Annotated in this window: 13 protein-coding genes and 1 pseudogene; 9 read left to right on the plus strand and 5 right to left on the minus strand. The window is 37.7% G+C overall.

The genetic code is table 11. The features are described from left to right. Positions 1-4: 4 nt before the first annotated feature. Complete coding sequence (gene cydB, locus ACNSN3_RS02085; protein ID WP_303046958.1) at positions 5-1015, plus strand: cytochrome d ubiquinol oxidase subunit II; 1011 nt, start codon at positions 5-7, stop codon at positions 1013-1015. Positions 1016-1056: 41 nt separating this feature from the next. After that, positions 1057-1176, plus strand: coding sequence for a DUF2474 family protein (locus tag ACNSN3_RS02090; protein WP_081374113.1), 120 nt, complete (start codon positions 1057-1059; stop codon positions 1174-1176). A gap of 337 nt (positions 1177-1513) precedes the next feature. On the opposite strand, the gene ACNSN3_RS02095 is transcribed toward ACNSN3_RS02090, so the two are convergent. Beyond that, positions 1514-1885, minus strand: coding sequence for a hypothetical protein (locus tag ACNSN3_RS02095; protein WP_075170433.1), 372 nt, complete (start codon positions 1883-1885; stop codon positions 1514-1516). Between the two features lie 874 nt (positions 1886-2759). Between ACNSN3_RS02095 and ACNSN3_RS02100 the strand changes: the two genes are divergently transcribed. From ACNSN3_RS02100 to ACNSN3_RS02115, 4 genes are all read left to right on the plus strand, one after another. Beyond that, positions 2760-4826 carry a catalase gene (locus tag ACNSN3_RS02100; RefSeq protein WP_418608421.1) on the plus strand — a complete coding sequence of 689 codons (2067 nt, stop codon included), beginning with the start codon at positions 2760-2762 and terminating at the stop codon, positions 4824-4826. A gap of 87 nt (positions 4827-4913) precedes the next feature. After that, positions 4914-5897, plus strand: a complete 984-nt coding sequence (locus ACNSN3_RS02105; RefSeq protein WP_418608423.1) for a DNA topoisomerase IB — start codon at positions 4914-4916, stop codon at positions 5895-5897. Between the two features lie 214 nt (positions 5898-6111). Beyond that, positions 6112-6606 (plus strand): general stress protein, encoded by a 495-nt coding sequence (locus ACNSN3_RS02110; protein WP_010390780.1) that lies wholly within the window; start codon positions 6112-6114, stop codon positions 6604-6606. 118 nt (positions 6607-6724) lie between these two features. Continuing rightward, positions 6725-7318, plus strand: a complete 594-nt coding sequence (locus tag ACNSN3_RS02115; protein ID WP_010390781.1) for an ACP phosphodiesterase — start codon at positions 6725-6727, stop codon at positions 7316-7318. Positions 7319-7341: 23 nt separating this feature from the next. Here ACNSN3_RS02115 and ACNSN3_RS02120 read toward each other — a convergent pair whose 3' ends face one another. Further along, positions 7342-7650, minus strand: coding sequence for a hypothetical protein (locus ACNSN3_RS02120; protein ID WP_010390782.1), 309 nt, complete (start codon positions 7648-7650; stop codon positions 7342-7344). Positions 7651-7825: 175 nt separating this feature from the next. Here ACNSN3_RS02120 and ACNSN3_RS02125 point away from each other — a divergent pair, with 175 nt between their 5' ends. Further along, positions 7826-8923 carry an efflux RND transporter periplasmic adaptor subunit gene (locus ACNSN3_RS02125; RefSeq protein ID WP_418608426.1) on the plus strand — a complete coding sequence of 366 codons (1098 nt, stop codon included), beginning with the start codon at positions 7826-7828 and terminating at the stop codon, positions 8921-8923. A 22-nt stretch (positions 8924-8945) separates the two neighbouring features. After that, on the plus strand, positions 8946-12107 hold the full coding sequence (locus ACNSN3_RS02130; RefSeq protein ID WP_418608428.1) for an efflux RND transporter permease subunit: 3162 nt from the start codon (positions 8946-8948) through the stop codon (positions 12105-12107). A gap of 66 nt (positions 12108-12173) precedes the next feature. Here the strand turns inward: ACNSN3_RS02130 and ACNSN3_RS02135 are convergent, their stop codons facing one another. From ACNSN3_RS02135 to ACNSN3_RS02145, 3 genes and pseudogenes are all read right to left on the minus strand, one after another. After that, a complete protein-coding gene (locus ACNSN3_RS02135) occupies positions 12174-14354 on the minus strand; it encodes a response regulator (RefSeq protein WP_418608430.1) in 2181 nt (726 codons plus the stop codon). A gap of 148 nt (positions 14355-14502) precedes the next feature. After that, positions 14503-14898 (minus strand): annotated as a pseudogene (locus ACNSN3_RS02140) (GGDEF domain-containing protein); the annotation flags it as partial. Positions 14899-14954: 56 nt separating this feature from the next. Continuing rightward, a complete protein-coding gene (locus ACNSN3_RS02145) occupies positions 14955-16043 on the minus strand; it encodes a PAS domain-containing protein (RefSeq protein ID WP_418608432.1) in 1089 nt (362 codons plus the stop codon). A 219-nt stretch (positions 16044-16262) separates the two neighbouring features. Between ACNSN3_RS02145 and ACNSN3_RS02150 the strand changes: the two genes are divergently transcribed. Beyond that, positions 16263-17564 (plus strand): amidohydrolase family protein, encoded by a 1302-nt coding sequence (locus ACNSN3_RS02150; RefSeq protein ID WP_418608434.1) that lies wholly within the window; start codon positions 16263-16265, stop codon positions 17562-17564. Positions 17565-17593: the final 29 nt, after the last annotated feature.

Below are 17593 nucleotides of genomic sequence, written 5' to 3' on the forward strand. Positions count from 1 at the left end.
TTAAATGATGGATTTTAACTTACCTAGTATTTGGGCACTCATTATTGGCTTTGGTTTAATGATGTATGTGTTTTTAGATGGTTTTGACTTAGGGATTGGCCTACTTTTTCCTCTGGTTAAAAATAACCATGAAAGAGATATTATGGTTAACTCTGTTGCTCCCGTTTGGGATGGTAACGAAACTTGGTTAGTACTTGGTGGGGCTGGTTTGTTAACCGCGTTTCCTATGGCTTATTCAGTTATATTATCAGCCTTGTATGGACCGATTTTAGTGATGTTATTTGGCTTAATATTGCGAGGCGTTGCGTTTGAATTTCGTTTTAAAGCAACAGAACCTCATCGTCCATTATGGGACAAGCTATTTTTTGTAGGTTCGTTTATGGCAACCTTTGCTCAAGGAACCGCAATGGGCGCAGTTATTATTGGCTTTCCCGTTGTAAATGGTGAGTTTGCTGGTGATACGTTGGACTGGTTAACACCATTTAGCTTATTTACAGGGTGTAGTTTATTGTTTGCTTATGGCTTATTGGGTGCCACATGGTTAGTGGTCAAAACAGAGCATAATTTATATAAACAAATGCGTAAACTTATTAAGCCATTAACCATTTTACTAGCATTGTGTATGTTAGGTATTAGCATCTACACACCAATGATCAATCCTGACGTCAAAGCAATGTGGTTTAATTGGTCGAATATTGCATACCTTGCTCCTTTGCCCATTATTACTGGTATTTTTGTTTTGTTATTACTTGGCTCGGTAAATTCAGCTAAGCATTATCGGCCATTTATTTATACACTGTGTATGCTGTTTATGGGGTATTTAGGGTTATGTATTAGCCTTTGGCCCAATATTATTCCGCCGAGCGTGTCTATCTATGAAGCAGCAGCACCAGAATCAAGTTTAAAATTCACGTTAGTTGGTGTTGTTATCATTGTGCCATTTATATTGGCTTATACGTTTTGGTCTTATTATGTGTTTCGTGGCAAGGTTATTGATACCGAGGGATATCATTAATTGCTAATTGCAATATTAAGAGAAGACTTTGCGGAGGATATATGAAAAAGAAGCTGTATCAATTTAAATGGTTGCTTATCATTTGGGTATTGAGTGTTACTTCATTATTTTTAGTGTCCCTAGTGATCCGCTTTTTGATGACCCTAGCAGGCATGAAATAATAACGTTGATTAAATTATAGAGACTATTTTTAGCAAAATAGTCTCTTGGCGTATTTAAATTTAGAGTATTGATATTAAGTTAATACGTTAGGCTGACAGATTAATTTGTTAGTTAAGTTGTTTCTAAATAAGTCGGATTATACGTTAATTAAAATGATATAAGGTGTCCATTAATAATAAAAAAGTTGTTTTTAATTTTACAAAAACACTAGTTTAGCTGTTAAATAACCATAACTTATTTAGGTAGTTAAAGTAATTATTAGTTATTCGGGTAAAAGTGACAATGCATAGATTACATTATGTATTTCTGTGTCTTGGAATTGAGTCTTTATTCAACTTATTCTTCAGTCCAAAGCAAAGTGTCAATATAAGCGAGTTCTTCGCTAAAAATACCACTAAAGAATGCGGATTGTTCAAATATTAAGGCGTCATTAGGTTGGGCTTGGTAGCTCTGCTGGCATCTGTTAAGTTCGTTGGCTAACCATGAACATTCTTCGGCTGCTGCGGTTATTGCTGTTTTTAAAAAAGATGGCCATTTTATTTTTTGTAAATTAAAGCGATAGAGCATTACAGCTATACGCCCATAGGCTTGTTGCTTTTGTGATGGTGGGTTATCACTTGTTACTATCTCACTGTTTAACAGCTTACTGCTAAACAGTGCTTGTTGCAGCGCGACTTGCTGTGGCTTACTTAAAAAAGTCGTTGTCATAATGCGTGAGTAGCCTTGGTTGCAATAGAAAATAGCATTTAGTATTAAAGGCTAAGCAAGGCGTTTTACGACTCAAGCAGCACCGAAAAAATGCAGCAACAGTGATAACAAAGTTGGCCTGACTCTTTACTGAATTATCAAAATACAATTGTAATTGGTTAGATAGTTTTGAAGAATATTAGCATCAATATTTTAATATTAAGGCAGCCAATAACTGAGTTAGGTAATTGACTGAATAATTATAATTAAATAGGTTTTTAAAGGAATAAAGATGTTTTTATCATTTTTTAAAAATCTTTTATATTGTCATATCTAATAATTACTAGGTCAAATCTATCACTCATCCGCAGAGACAGATGTTATTACTTAAGGTGTTTTATCAGTTGAGTTATCAATCTGCGCTAGGTGTTACTGAGGAATAAGAGTTATTTACTTTGCCAAGTTGTGGGCGTTATGCAGTAAGTCTTTTAAAGAAACTATGCCCAGATAAAGGGAGTAAATTTTCATTATCTAAACTTACATGTGCAAAAGCAGAACGCTATTTTAAACAAGAAAAAAGCTGAGTAGCATCTTGCGTTCAAACCTTTCTTAACCCTCAATACAGACAAAGTTCTCACTAAATCTATCATTGTAAAAATACAGTAATAATGAAAATCAGAACAAGCTGATTGCTTAGTAATTTAATAAAATGATGCTCTGAGGAAAGCTTACATTTGTTGTGTAATTTTTATAGTTTGTATTGGTGAAATATTTTCATTTCTTTCTTACTTATTGATTTTAAAACTATTTATAGGTGGTCTTTATTTTGCTTGGTTATTGTTTTTTAACCCTATAAAAATATAGCAATCAAAAAATTATTTAAGGAAGAAAAGTTATGGCAGAGTCATTTAAGTATGCAAATAATAAAGGACATGCAGGAGAGCTTCATCAAAAAGCTAATAAAGACCATCCCGTAATGACAACCGCACAAGGTTGCCCTATCAGTGACAATCAAAATTCATTAAAAGCAGGTCAACGCGGACCAGGACTATTGGAAGATCATGTGTTACGAGAAAAGTTGTTTCACTTTGATCACGAGCGAATTCCTGAGCGAGTTGTTCACGCAAGAGGGTATGGTGCACATGGTTACTTTGAAACGTATGATGCTTTAGATGATTTGACTTCTGTTGATATTTTTCAACGTAAAGGTGAAAAAACACCTGTTTTTGCACGCTTTTCAACAGTGGCGGGTAATCAGGGCTCGCCTGATTTAGCACGTGATGTGCGAGGTTTTGCCGTTAAGTTTTATACGCAGGAAGGTAATTGGGATCTGGTAGGCAATAATATCCCAGTTTTTTTCATTCAAGACGCGATGAAGTTTCCCGACCTTATACATAGCGCAAAAGCAGAACCAGATCGTGGTTTTCCACAAGCGCAAACAGCCCACGATAATTTTTGGGATTTTGTAAGTTTGTCGCCAGAATCCATGCACATGGTTATGTGGGCAATGTCAGATAGAGCTATCCCGCGCTCATTAAGGTTTATGGAAGGGTTTGGCGTTCATACTTTTAAGTTTATTAATGCACAAGGTGAAGAAAAATTTGTTAAGTTCCACTGGAAACCTAAAGGCGGTATGCAGTCAGTGGTTTGGAATGAGGCATTGAAATTAAATGGCGCTGATCCTGATTTTCATCGTCGTGATATGTGGGAATCAATTAATAATGGTGACTATCCGGAATGGGAGCTGGGCATTCAAGTATTTGATCAAAAATTTGCTGAAGAGTTCGAGTTCGATGTTTTTGATGCCACTAAACTGATACCCGAAGAGCAAGTACCAGTTAAAGTTATTGGTAAAATGGTACTCAATCGAGTCGTAGACAACTTCTTCGCAGAAACCGAACAGGTTGCATTTTGTACTCAAAATATAGTGCCTGGGCTTGATTTTACTCCCGATCCTTTATTGCAAGGCCGTAATTTTTCTTACCTAGATACACAAACCAAACGCCTAGGTGGGCCTAATTTCACACAAATTCCTATTAATGCACCAAAATGCCCGATGAGACATTTTCTTCAAGATGGCCACATGGCAATGCAGAACCCCAAAGGCCGGGTTAATTACGAACCTAATTCATTCAGCGGGGGTGAAAACAACCCGCGAGAGTGCCCTGTACACGGATTCAAAAGCTCAGAATCTGAAACTGACGGGGGTAAATTACGCTATCGCTCAGAAACATTTAGTGATCACTATAGCCAAGCGCGCCAATTCTATTTAAGTCAAACTGACATTGAGCAAACGCATATTCAAGATGCTTTGATTTTTGAGTTATCTAAAGTAGAGCATTTACGTATCAGAGAACGCGTGGTTTCTCATCTGTTAAACATTGATAACAAGCTTGCTGAGCAAGTTGCATTGGGTTTAGGTTTACAAACTATGCCAGATGCCGCAGAAGCTGCGCTTGATACCCGTCAAGATTTACCAGTATCTGATGCGCTAAGTATTTTAAAAAATGCGCCAAATACATTTAAAGGCAGGAAGCTTGGTATATTAGTAAGTGATGGTTTTGATGCTGAAACCTTTAATTTATTAACACAAAGCCTTAAAGAGGAAGGTGCAAGTCATGAAGTTATTGCGGCTCAAGTTGGTGGTGCTAAAAACAGTAATGGCGAGGTTGTTGAGGCCGATCAAGTGATTAATGGCGGTCCTTCGGTGCTTTACGACGCAATAGTTCTGCTTACCACTAATGAAGGCGCTAAAAAGTTTGCTGAAATACCGGAGGCGAAAGATTTTGTCAGTGATGCTTATGCACATATGAAGTATATCGGCTTTAGTGATAAAGCAACTCCTTTAATCGAGGCTACGGGTTTAAATGGACAGCTTGATGATGGCTGGTTGGATTTAAATAAAATTTCCGCAAGTGAGTTTGTCTCAAAAATTCGTAATCTTAGGTATTGGAGCCGATAAATCGCATAAATTGGGGCTAGTGAGAACTAGCCCTTGTTATTGATGGCACCGTTTGATTTGAGGATTACAAAAATTTAAAGGAATAAAATGAAACTAATTTATGTCGATGATAACTTGCCGGGTATTACTCGAAAGAGGCATGAAAACCAATGGGTTTATTATGATCCTGCAGGAAAGAAAATACATGATAAAGATGAAATAGAGCGGTTAGACAGTCTCGCTTTTCCCCCCGCATACAAAGATGTATGGTTATGCCCAGAAGAAAATGGGCATATTTTAGCTACTGGCTACGACAACAAAGACCGCAAGCAATACTTTTATCATCCCGAGTTTAGGGAGCAGCAAGAGCTTAAAAAGTTTGAAGCATGTGTTTTATTTGGAAATAAACTGCCTTTGTTAAGAGCAAAACTATCGGAATATTTGCGAGGTAATGAACTTGATTGCCAGCGCACAATTGCAGCCGTTGTACGTTTAATGGACCTTGGAGCTCTGCGCGTTGGTTCTAAAAAAAATGCCAAACATAACAATAGTTTTGGTGCTACGACATTACGTAGCCGGCATGCAAAACTAACGGGTAAAAATATTCGCTTAAAGTATAAAGCAAAATCCGGTAAGCAAAGAGAAGTGAATATAACAGATAAAGTGCTTAGCTCTATCATACAGCAGTTGCAAGATTTGCCTGGGCAGAGCTTATTCCAATATATCGATGAAGGCGAGTGTTGTGATGTTACCTCCAAAGAAGTGAATGAGTTTATTCAAAGTGTTATGGGTGAGCAGTTTAGTGCAAAACATTTTAGAACATGGCGGGCCAGTGTTTTGGCATTTGAAGTCTTACATAAATCAAACGGCCAGCTTTCGCTTAAAGATATGTTAGGTAGCGTTTCAAGTAATTTAGGGAATACCCCAGCAATAGCTCGTAATTCATATATTCATCCAAAGTTGATTGAGCTGTGTAAAGGAGGTAAAGAATCTCTAAAGGACTTTAATAACTTAGACAAACTACCCCGTAAGACTAAGTATCTAAGTCGCTATGAGCGTGGGTTGTTGATATTTTTAGAAGAACAAAGCTAATAACGTTAATCTCTTTGTAATTCTACTCATATTTCAATCGCTTGAGTTATACCTATGTGTGTGAACTTTTTACAACTTCTAGCAACTTTTACTTTAAAACGTAGAGTTCTACTTTGCTTTTTTTATTTATCTTTCTGATTTTAAAGGATTAAAACTTTGGTTTGAATGTTGCTAATTACTAAGCGTACTTTCTTAAACAAATAAAGGAGTTATTATGAGTACTGTTATTACTGGGTTATTCGACAATGCATCACAAGCAACATTAGCCATTTATAGATTAGAAGCTTTAGGTGTAAGTGAGGCGGATATAAGCATTGTTGCTAACGACTCGTATACAAAGGAAGACTTTGCTGTAGATGAAGGTACCAAAGCTTCAGAGGGCGGTTTGCTGGGCGCTGCATCTGGTGGCGTGTTAGCGGCAATTATTGGTGGTTTTACCGCTGTTGGTGCAGTCGCTTCGGGTGGTGCAGGCTTATTAGTCGCAGGTCCTTTGGTTTCAGCACTTGCAGCTGGTGGCGCCGGTGCTGCCGTTGGTGGGACTCTAGGTGCAGCAATCGGCGCATTTATTCCAGAACATGAAATTAAGTATTATGAAGACGCAATTGAGAAGGGTTCAATACTCGTCGGTGTTAAATATAACAGCGATAACAAAAATAGTATTGAAGAAATTCTTGATAATGCTGGTGCAAGCAAGGTTTCAAAAGCGTAATATTTCAGGATGCACTATAAGTATCTAAAAAGTATAAAGGTGGAACTGCGTTCCATCTTTTTACGCGTTTGATTTTTAAAACTATCTGAGCTTAGTATATTAATCTATATGGAAACCAATGAATTATTTAGCTCACCTTTATTTAGCAAAGCCTACGGCTGATTCTCATTTTGGCAACTTACTGGGAGATTTTGGTGGTCAACGACAGCTAACATACATACCGACAAGTGTTAAAAGTGCGCTAGATAACCATTATTTAGTGGATAAATTTACTGATGCACACCCTTTAGTTAAAGAAGCTAAACAGCTTTTTTCACCCAAGCGCAGGCGCTTTGCAGGCGTGGCTGTTGATGTGGTGTTTGATCATTTTCTGATTCAGCATTGGCAGCAGTTTAATAACCAATCACTGATTGATTTTAAGCAAACCAGTTATGCGCTTTTGGATAAGCGTATACCTGTAATGCCTACACGAATGCAACGTGTAGTAACCAGTATGACACAAAACGATTGGTTTAAAGAGTATGAAAGCGTTGATGGGGTTGGGCGGGCGCTTGATAATATTGCTAAACGGGTTCGCTTTACTAATAATTTTGCAGGCACCGCTGAAGATATAACCCGACATTATAGTGAGCTAGATGGACTGTTTTTAGCGTTTTTTCCTGAGCTAATTGAACACGTTAATAAGTTTAATTTGGAGAGCGCACCAAAGTAGAGTGCGCTTACAAAATAAGTGGTTTAGTCGTCTGGTCCTTTTAAGGTAAATACTAAATGTTTACGCATATCTTTTAAAATTACGCCTTTTTTAAGCATTGCACCGCTTAAGCGCTTTTGCCATTTTAATAACTCAGGCTCTGCCGCAGTTAGTGCCTGTTGGTTTTCAAACTGAAAACACATTAGTAAAGAGCCCGGAAATAAATGATATTCCACATCAAACCAGCACTGCAGCATACCTGGAATTTCAGCACGGCCTTGCTCTTCTATTTTGTCAGCAACATTGAGGACGAGTGCTTGTTGTTTAACTTGCACAGCAGATAGTTTTTTCATGGGAGAAGATCCAATTTAGAGGCTAAGAATACAGCCGGAATAATGCATTATACCCAAGCTTTCAGGGTGATAACAATGTTAGCCATACTTTAAATTAGATGGCTCATAGTGAAGACTGATTGTGGTTAGTTTAGTAGTTCAATCGGTTTGAATACACTATTTATCAAGGGAAATTATGAATCATATAGTTGTTTTTTTAGTTATTATTTTTATGCTGTCAGGGTGCTCTGAAGAGCAAGTTCCTGAGCAAAAATTAAAACCTGTTTCTGCCATTGAGTTAAAAAAAACTAACTCGTTTGATAGTCGTATTTTGTCAGGTGTTATTCAACCTGCAGATACAACGACCTTAACATTTGAGGTTAGCGGAAAGGTTGAAGACGTTTTTTTTGATATTGGTGAAGCTTTTGATAAAGGTGAGCCCCTCGCCAAACTAGAACAAACAAAGTATTTATTGGCAGTGCAAGAGGCCAAAGGACAGGTCTCTAATGCAAAGGCTACGATGCTAAATGTTAAGCAGGATTTTGAACGTAAAGCGTCACTGGTTGATGATGGTGCGGTGTCTGGCGCGCAATACGATGCTGCAAAGTCTCAATATGAGAGCGCCAAGGATAAAGTCGATATTGCTCAAGTGCGATTAGCGATGGCAAAAGAAAAGTTAAAAGATACTACATTGATTGCGCCCTATGCTGGGACTATCTCAAAACGTAATATTGAACCTTCGCAACAAGTTAGCCCTAATATCTCGGCACTTTTAATCCAAGGTAAAGAAAGTTTTGAAGTCTCAGCGCTTGCGCCTGAAGGGCTTCTCTCCTCGTTAACTATTGATAAACCGGCAAAGGTAACTATTTCAGCTTTAGATAAATCGTTGAATGCTAAAATTAAAGAAATTGGCTCAGCTGCTCAAGGAGCGAATGCTTTTCCTATTATTTTAAAAATCTCAGCTAATGATATCGCAGGTATCAGAACGGGTATGAGTGCAGAAGTGCAATTTAAACAACAGCAGGGAGAAAGCCATGGTTTTATGGTGCCTGTAAGTGCAATCATGGCAAAAGAAAATAACCAACACTTTGTTTTTAAACTGATAACAACAGCGCAAGCTGACTACGTTTTACAAAAAACAACAGTGGATGTAATGAAATTTTTTGCGCAAAAAGCGCAAATTAAAGGAGATTTAAAAGAGGGGGAACAAATTGTTAACGCGGGAATGGCTTTTTTACACGATGGGCAAAAAGTAACGCTTATCGAAGGCGAAATTAAGCGACTTAACCCATAACCCGTGACGGAGATTTAAAACAATGAAGATCCCTACTATTTCAGAGCTTGCTCGTGACCATAATCGCCTTATGTTAGCTATTGTTTTTGGCCTTATGTTATTTGGCGCCTTTAGTTATTATCAACTACCAAAGCAAGAAGACCCTAAAATAAAAATTCGCGAAGCTGTTGTCACAACAGCTTATCCGGGGATGAGCGCAAAAAAAGTAGAGTTGTTGATCACTAAAACACTCGAAGAAGCTATTCGTGAAATGCCCAGTATTGCCGAAATTCGCTCAGTATCTATTCCTGGTCGTTCTATTATTCACGCTGAGCTTAAGCAAAGTGTTGAGCAAAGTGAGTTTGATCAACAATGGGATAAACTGCGCGATCAAATAAACGCAGTGCGTGATGACTTACCCAATGGGACATTACCTTATGTAGTAAACGATGATTTTGGTGATGTTGCCGTATTAACAGTGGCACTTATTGCTGATCCTGCCTACAGTATGGGCGATCGCCAAGATGTGGCGCAACACATTGCTGATATGCTGCATCAAGTTGAGGGCACTAAAAAAATTGATATTTTGGGCATTCAACAAGAGCGTATTTTTATTGAAATTGAAAATGCTAAGCTCGCTCAACTGGGTATTGCACCTGAACAATTAATTGCCGCTTTGAAAAACCAAAATATTATACGCCCTAGTGGGGTTATTGACGCCAATGGCAAAAACTTTATTATTCAACCTTCAGGAAATTACCAAAACCTTGCCGATATTAGAAATACACTTATCAGTGTGCCTAACCAGCCTGAAACAATATTGTTGCGCGATATTGCTAAAATAAGCCGTAAAGTGGTCGATCCCCCATCAAGAACAAGTTATTACAATAATCGCCAAGCCATTATTTTTGCCATATCTAAGGATGAACAAGCGGATGTGCTTAAGTTCACTCCTAAAATAGAAGCGATGACAGCTCAAATTAACCAAACTATTCCTGCAGGCTATCAATTAAAAAATATTACGCGCCAAGCCGATGTGGTTGAAGATGCAGTATTTGGTGTGACTTTTAGTGTTTTGCAAACCATCGTTATAGTATCAATTGTGGTAGTGATGTTTTTAGGCTTACGCACTGGTCTGATTGTGGGCTCGATTGTGCCAGCAGCGATTTTAATTACGCTTTCAGTTATGAACTTTATGGGTATTCCATTAGAGCGTATGTCGCTAGCTACTTTAATTATTGCGCTTGGTCTTTTGGTTGATGATGGCATAATAATGGCTGAAGATTTTAAAAAGCGTATCGAAGATGGCGAAACGCGTGATACAGCTGTACGTAATACCTCCGGCACTCTTGCGATACCGTCTTTAACTTCATCATTAACAACTATTCTTGTGTTTTTACCTCTTATGTTGGCACAAAGTAGTGCCGGTGAATATACGCGCTCGATCTCCTTGGTGGTGCTAATTGCATTACTTACTTCTTGGGCGCTAAGCCTGACATTTACTACTTATTTATGTCATCGCTTTGTTAAAAAAGAAACGAGGCAAAAGCAAAATATTGTTCGACGTAAAATTAATCGCTTTTTTGATAGCCTCACCCCGGTTTACGAAAAAGCATTACGACAAATTATGCGTGCGCGTATTGCGTTTGTTGTTGTTATTTTAGGACTATTTTTGGCAGGGGGCTGGGCTATGAGTCTAGTGCCTGCAAAGTTTTTTCCAGATTCTGATCGAGCACAAATTTTAGTGTACCTTGATATGCCAGCGGGTACTTCAATGCGTAAAACTGACGCAACGGTGCAGGCTATTTCAAAAAACTTGGATGATAAAGAACACTTTCCACATATTGAAAAATATGCGGCCTATGCTGGATTTGGTGGTCCTCGGTTTGTTTTATCACTTACACCTATCGACCCCGAACCTTCAAAAGCATTTTTTATGATTGATGTAGGTGAACGAAAGTTCGCCGATCCTACATTAAAGAGAGTGCGTGAGATGTTTGCTCAAGATTTCCCTGGTGTGATGGGGCGTGTTACGAAAATGTTCTTAGGGCCATCTGATTCTTCACTAATAGAGATTCAAGTTAAAGGTCCTGATAGTGATTATATTTATTCTGTTAGCGATGAAATTAAAACTTTGTTGCGAAATGTAGATGGCACGTTTGATATTAAAAGCGATTGGGAAAACCGCATTACGACACTTAAACTTGAGGTTAATCAGCAAAATGCTCGTCGTGCCGGAATTAGCTCAAATGATGTTGCCCAAGCGTTAGAAACCTATTTTTCTGGACGCATAATATCCGAGTTTCGTGAAGGTGATGATATATTCCCTATTGTATTAAGGGCACAAGACAGGGAGCGTTACGATTTAGATCGGATCAATAGTGTAAGTATTTATTCTTCTGCTAGAGGCGTCAGTGTTCCTTTAATGCAAGTGGCCGAGATTCGCTATGAAACGCAATTTGCGCGAATTGCGCGTGAAAATTTATTTCGTACCGTAACTGTACAAGCTAAAAATCAAATTATGTCGGCGCAAAGTATGGTGCCCTTACTTGAAGAGAAGCTTGCTAAAATAAAAGAAAAATTACCACCTGGATATAAAATTGAATACGACGGGGTGATTGGAGACTCCGCGGAATCGCAAGCTGCTATCTTAGCTAATTTACCGCTGTGTATTGCCATTATGGTGTTTATTATTATTGCGCAATTTCGCTCTTACCGTGCAACCAGTATTGTATTTTTAACCGTACCCCTAATTATTATTGGTGCTGCTTTTGGTTTGTTGGTTATGCAAGCAAACTTTGGGTTTATGGTTATTTTAGGTTTATATGCGCTTGCCGGTATTATCATTAATAATGCGGTGATTTTAATAGACCGAATAAATATTGAACGTAAACAGATAGAGTACTCAGAGCAACAAACCGCAGAGCAGTCTAATCAACAAAACTTTGAGGCGGTAATCAATGCTTCTTTAAGGCGTTTACGCCCTATTTTGATGTCTACTTGCACAACGATAATAGGCTTAATGCCACTTATTTTATCTAAAGATGTTTTGTTTTATGGTCAAGCAAGCACTATTGCGTTTGGTCTTGCAATGGGAACAATTTTAACATTAGGATTTGTTCCTGTTTTGTATACGTTTTTCTTTAAAATAAAGCCAGTTAAATCAGATAAACATCAAACTCAGCGTGAGTCAGAGCAGGCTTAATATGAAGGGCTGATAATAAGTTTTATCCCTATTTAGTGGCAATTTTAGCCACTAAATAGGCCTGTTTTACTCATGCTTTATTTGTTTAGATAAAAACAAGTTAGTAACGTCTGCGACTTTGATTAACGACTCTTTATCAACATGGCTCCAAGTTACCTTTGAGCCTACACTTTCACAACAAATAACACCTAATGGTTTGCTATCAAGTATATAAATGTAATCAAGTAAAGAATAAATATTGAGCGGCTCAAAGTAAGAGAGAGAGAATGGCTTGGTTACTTCGTTATTTCTGGCGTCGGAGGCGTCGAGTACTTGGTTGGTTAAAATATAGTTGAAATAAGCAGGGGAGTTTTCTGTGTATAGAACAGTTCCACTTAACACGTCATTATTTTCATCAAGGCAAGCTAAGCAATTTAATGCACTGTAATCTTTATTAAATAACCACAGACTGACTCGATTAGCATTGGGAATAAGCGCTTTTAACTCTTTGCATATTTGCTTTAGTTTCCTGTCACTAGAAACATTAGGATCGCTAATTTTTACTGCTAAGTTTTTTAAATTAAGGTTTTTAGGATTATAAACATTGAGTAAGCTATTGAGCTTAGCTTTATCAAACGGTTTAGTTAAGTAGCCATCCATACCAATATCTAAATAATGCTCAATGTCTTGTTTTAGGGTATTTGCTGTCATAGCTATAATTGGAACTGTTTTACCTGCAGGGAGTGCTCTAATAGCCTGCGTGGCTTTTATGCCATCCATTTCAGGCATTTGTATATCCATGAAAATTAAGTCGACAGGGTGCTCTTTGAAGTACTTAACGCATTCTTTACCATCCTCTGCGATAATTAAATTAGCATTATGTGCTTTGAGCATTTTAACGATAATAAGCTGATTTATTTTATTATCTTCGGCAATTAACACAGTACAACCTTGCAGGTTTGTTATATCAGAGTCCTGCTTTGGTATTGATGGTAATAAAGCAAGCTCAAAGTTTTGCTCGTAGGTAAATGTGGAGCCCTTACCTATTTTGCTGGAAAAGCTAAGCTTCCCTTGCATTAATTCACTCAAGCGAGCACAAATTGATAAGCCTAAACCTGTCCCCCCATATTCTCTTGAAGTTGATGAGTCTGCCTGATGAAACTCTTTAAATAAATGTTCTTGAACAGTCTCATTAATGCCAAGGCCTGTATCAATAACTTCAAATTTGAGTAATTGTGTTTGCAATGTACTGCTTTTAATACTTACTTTCAGTTCGACTTGACCAGTTTTGGTAAATTTAATCGCATTTGAGCATAGGTTATTTAAAATTTGCGAAACCCGAAGAGGATCGCCTTTTAAATTCTCTGCTATTTTAGGATCTACCGACTTAATAAGTTTTATACCTTTAGCAGACGCTTGCTGTAACTGGGGTTTTATTACATCGCTAATAACGTCATTAAGATTGAAGTTGATATGTTCAATCTCTAATTTACCAGCCTCAATTTTAGAAAAGTCTAAAATATCGTTTACAATATTTGATAAGTAATGTGCTGACTTTAATATACTTTTTAAGGTGTTATCTTTTTCCTCTGTTGTGCCTTCTGATATGGCAAACTCAGCTAAATTTAAAATCCCATGTAATGGGGTTCTCAACTCATGAGTCATATTTGCCAAAAATTTACTTTTTGTGTTATTGGCTGTATCAGCTTCTTCTTTTAACTTTTCTAGTTGTTTATTGTGTGCTTTTTGTTTTTCTAATGCCATCACTAGCTTTTTATTATTAAGTCTAAGCTCTAATTGCGCAATAACTTCTTTGCTCAAAACCGTGAGTGCATTTATCTGTTTGCTTGAGAGCTTTTTTGGTTTATCGCTAATAACACATAACGTACCAATAGCATTGCCTCTAGGAGTTATAAGAGGTGCACCTGCATAAAAGCGAATATTTGGGTCGTTTGTAACCAAGGGATTATCGTGAAAGCGGGTATCAGTAAGTGCATTTTGAACTTCGAACACTTGGTTTTCTAAAATTGCGTGAGAACAAAACGAGATATCCCGTGCGGTTTCGTCTACATCAATACCTTGCTTTGATTTAAACCATTGCCTGTCGGGATCAACAAGACTTATTAGTGAGATTGGCGTTTCACAAATATCAGATGCAAGCTGGGTTAAGTCGTCAAAGGATTTCTCAGCTTCAGTGTCTAAAACGTCATACTCATATAGGTCTTTTAGCCGTGATAGTTCATCTTCAGGTGTTGACGCTTTTATCATTATGTAACCTTGTTTTTGATATGCCTAACAATGAGTAATTGAATAAAAATAATAATGGATGCGCGAGCGTAAAATGCAATTAAATTATTATGCTCAAGTAGTTAGCTTATATGACCTTAACAGTTTTTGCTAATTGATTTAAAACTGCTCAATCAACAATTCTATTACGGCCTTTCGTTTTTGCCTCGTATAAATAGTCATCAACATATTTTAAGCTGTTTTGTAAGCTGATAGAGCCATCATGAGTAAGTAGCCCAATACTTACCGTAAAGCTAATATTAAAATTGCGATAGTAAACTTTATGTTCATTTACTGCGTGTTTTATTCGCTCAGCGGCTTGCTTAGCTTCTGCTTTGTTTGTGTTGGGCATAATAATTAAAAACTCTTCACCGCCCAGGCGAAATACAAAATTTTGTTTTCTCGTTAAAGCGCGTAATGTATTGGTAAGCTCTTTTAAGCTTAAATCGCCAGCTTCGTGACCATAGTTATCATTTATTGCTTTAAAATGGTCTATGTCGAGCATTAATAACGAAATATAGGTATTTTTATTCTGCGTTTTTAATAGCTCATCGCTGAGTGTTCTGTATAAAGTTCGTCTATTTAAACAGCAAAATAATAAGCTACTTTTCCATCTCTAAAAATGGGTGATATGGCCAGTTCATTCCAATAAGGGTCACCACTTTTTGTGTAGTTTAAAATTCTTGTAGTTATGGGGAGCCCTTTTTTAAGATGAATTTTGAGTTGCTCTATTGTGTTGGTGTCAGTTTTTTCACCTTGTAAAATAGAGCCAAGCTTTTTACCTTCTACTTGATTCAGTGGGTAGCCTGTAATTCTTTCAAATGAGCCATTTACCCAAATAACACGCTTGTCTTTATCGGCAATCACCATTCCTACTGTGGTTTCTTTGAGTGCAGTAACTAAAAAGTCCCGCTCCAGAGCTATTTTTTCACTCCCTGAGATGTCTTGAAAAATGCCATATAGCTTCGTGATTTCACCGTTTAAATCTCTCGATACATTGCCGCTTGATATTACAGTGCGCTCTTGTAGATCGTCATCTACAACACGAAGCTTTATACAACTCCATTCTTGTCCGCATGCAAGAGCTTGCTCGACCGCATCTGTTATTTTGGATTTGTCATCTTCATGATAAAAATTTATTGCAGTATCTAGTTGAGGGGAATAGTTACTCGGTGAAACACCATGGATGGTATAAATTTCATCGGTCCAAAATAATTGATTAGTTTTACAGTCGAGTTGCCAATAGCCTACCTTTAAAACTTCGCCGGCATTTTCTATGATGGTTTGTAATTCGTTATTGCTAATAACAGACGACACTTGGGCAAAGTGCTGGTTAAAAACTAAAACCATATGTTGGTGTTGGTTTTGCTGCACACTATGTAAGCAACAATTTAGTTTAATGGAGTAATCGGTTGCTAATTTTAGTTCAATATCAAATTGGTCTAACTCATTATGTTGCGATTTTAGTGCGAGAATTTGTTGTTGTAATAGAGCTTTGCTTTCAGTAGTACAACAGCCATAAAGGCTTTCAATGGTGGGTACTTTTTTAGCTGCAACATTTAGCTCTGACCACCTTGGAGAAAGATAACTAAGCTGATTATTATTATCAAATACCATTAAAAGAAAATTACACTTTTCTAGCAGCGCAATATTTATGTCTTTAATATCCATAAGCTCCCTACATATGAAAAGTATTACAACAATAAGGTTGAGTATAGACACCTTCTTTTATTTTTTCAGTTCAAGACAGTCTTAATAGTGGTCAGAATTCTTACTAAAAGTGTATTTCAGGTTTGTTTTTATCACTTTCCTGATAAGGTATTGGTTGTATAACAATATTTTAACGTTATTTCGTTGTTGTTAACGCAGAACGAATCACTGGAGAGTTTAATGAGCATATTTCGATTGAGTGTTGTTACCTCGTTTTTTTTCGCTGCTAATCTCTGTGCTACTAGTGCATATGCAAATACTAAAGTAATTCATGCAGGAGAGTTATTGGCTATTCCCGGAGAAAAACCACAACAAAAACAAACCGTAGTAATAGAAAATGGCAAAATAGTTTCGGTATCAGCGGGCTTTTTACCCATCACTCGTTTTGGCGAAGATGCTCAGTTAATCGATTTATCGACCCGCTTTGTTATGCCGGGACTTATGGATATGCATGTGCATTTACAAGGTGAGCTTGGCCCTGATAATAAAAAAGAGCTGGTGGAAATGTCTGATGCAGATGTAGCAATGCGCAGTGTGCATTTTGCTAACAAAACTCTTATGGCGGGCTTTACTACTGTGCGTGATGTGGGAAGTCAAAGCGAGCAAATGTATGCATTACGTAAAGGCGTAGAAAATGGCTGGGTTGATGGGCCGCGTATTATTGCTGGTGCTGGCGTTACTATTACTGGCGGACACTTAGATGTTGATGGTATGAGCCCAGATTTACTCACCATAAAAACACCGCCAACAGTGTGTGATGGCGCTATTGAATGCCGCAAAAAAACTCGCTATGCAATTAAATACGGGGCTGATTTAATTAAAGTTGCTTCTACCGGTGGCGTGCTTTCGGATACTACTACGGGCACAGGGCAGCAAATGCAAGACGATGAACTTAAAGCTGTAGTTGATACAGCGCATGGTTTAGGGCGAAAAGTAGCTAGTCATGCGCATGCCGCTCAAGGTATTAATGCAGCATTACGTGCGGGCGTTGATAGCATAGAGCACGGTAGTTACACCGATGATGAAGGCATTAAATTATTTAAAGAAACAGGGGCTTATTTAGTCCCTACTTTGCTTGCAGGGCACACCGTAGTTGGGTTAGCAAAAAACAGTGACTTTATGTCTGCGCCAATTAAAAGCAAAGCAATTAGGGTGGGGGGCGATATGCTCAACAATTTTACTAAGGCTTATAAGGCCGGGGTAAACATTGCATTTGGTACCGACAGTGGCGTATCTAAGCACGGCATTAACGCAAAAGAAGCGGTATTAATGCATCAAGCAGGTATGACTCCTGCTGATATTTTAAAATCGGCAACCGTCAATGCTGCTGATTTAATTGATATGAGCCAGCGCTTGGGCACCATAGAGCCTGGTAAGTTTGCTGATATTATTGCTTTGGACACCAGCCCACTTAGCGATATTAGCGCTTTAATGGATGTCGATTTTGTAATGAAAGAAGGCACGATTTTTAAACACCAATAAATACCCTATTTATTTTATTAATAATGACG

The organism is Pseudoalteromonas sp. US3C1004, from assembly GCF_048401065.1.
Taxonomy (GTDB): Bacteria; Pseudomonadota; Gammaproteobacteria; order Enterobacterales; family Alteromonadaceae; genus Pseudoalteromonas; species Pseudoalteromonas undina.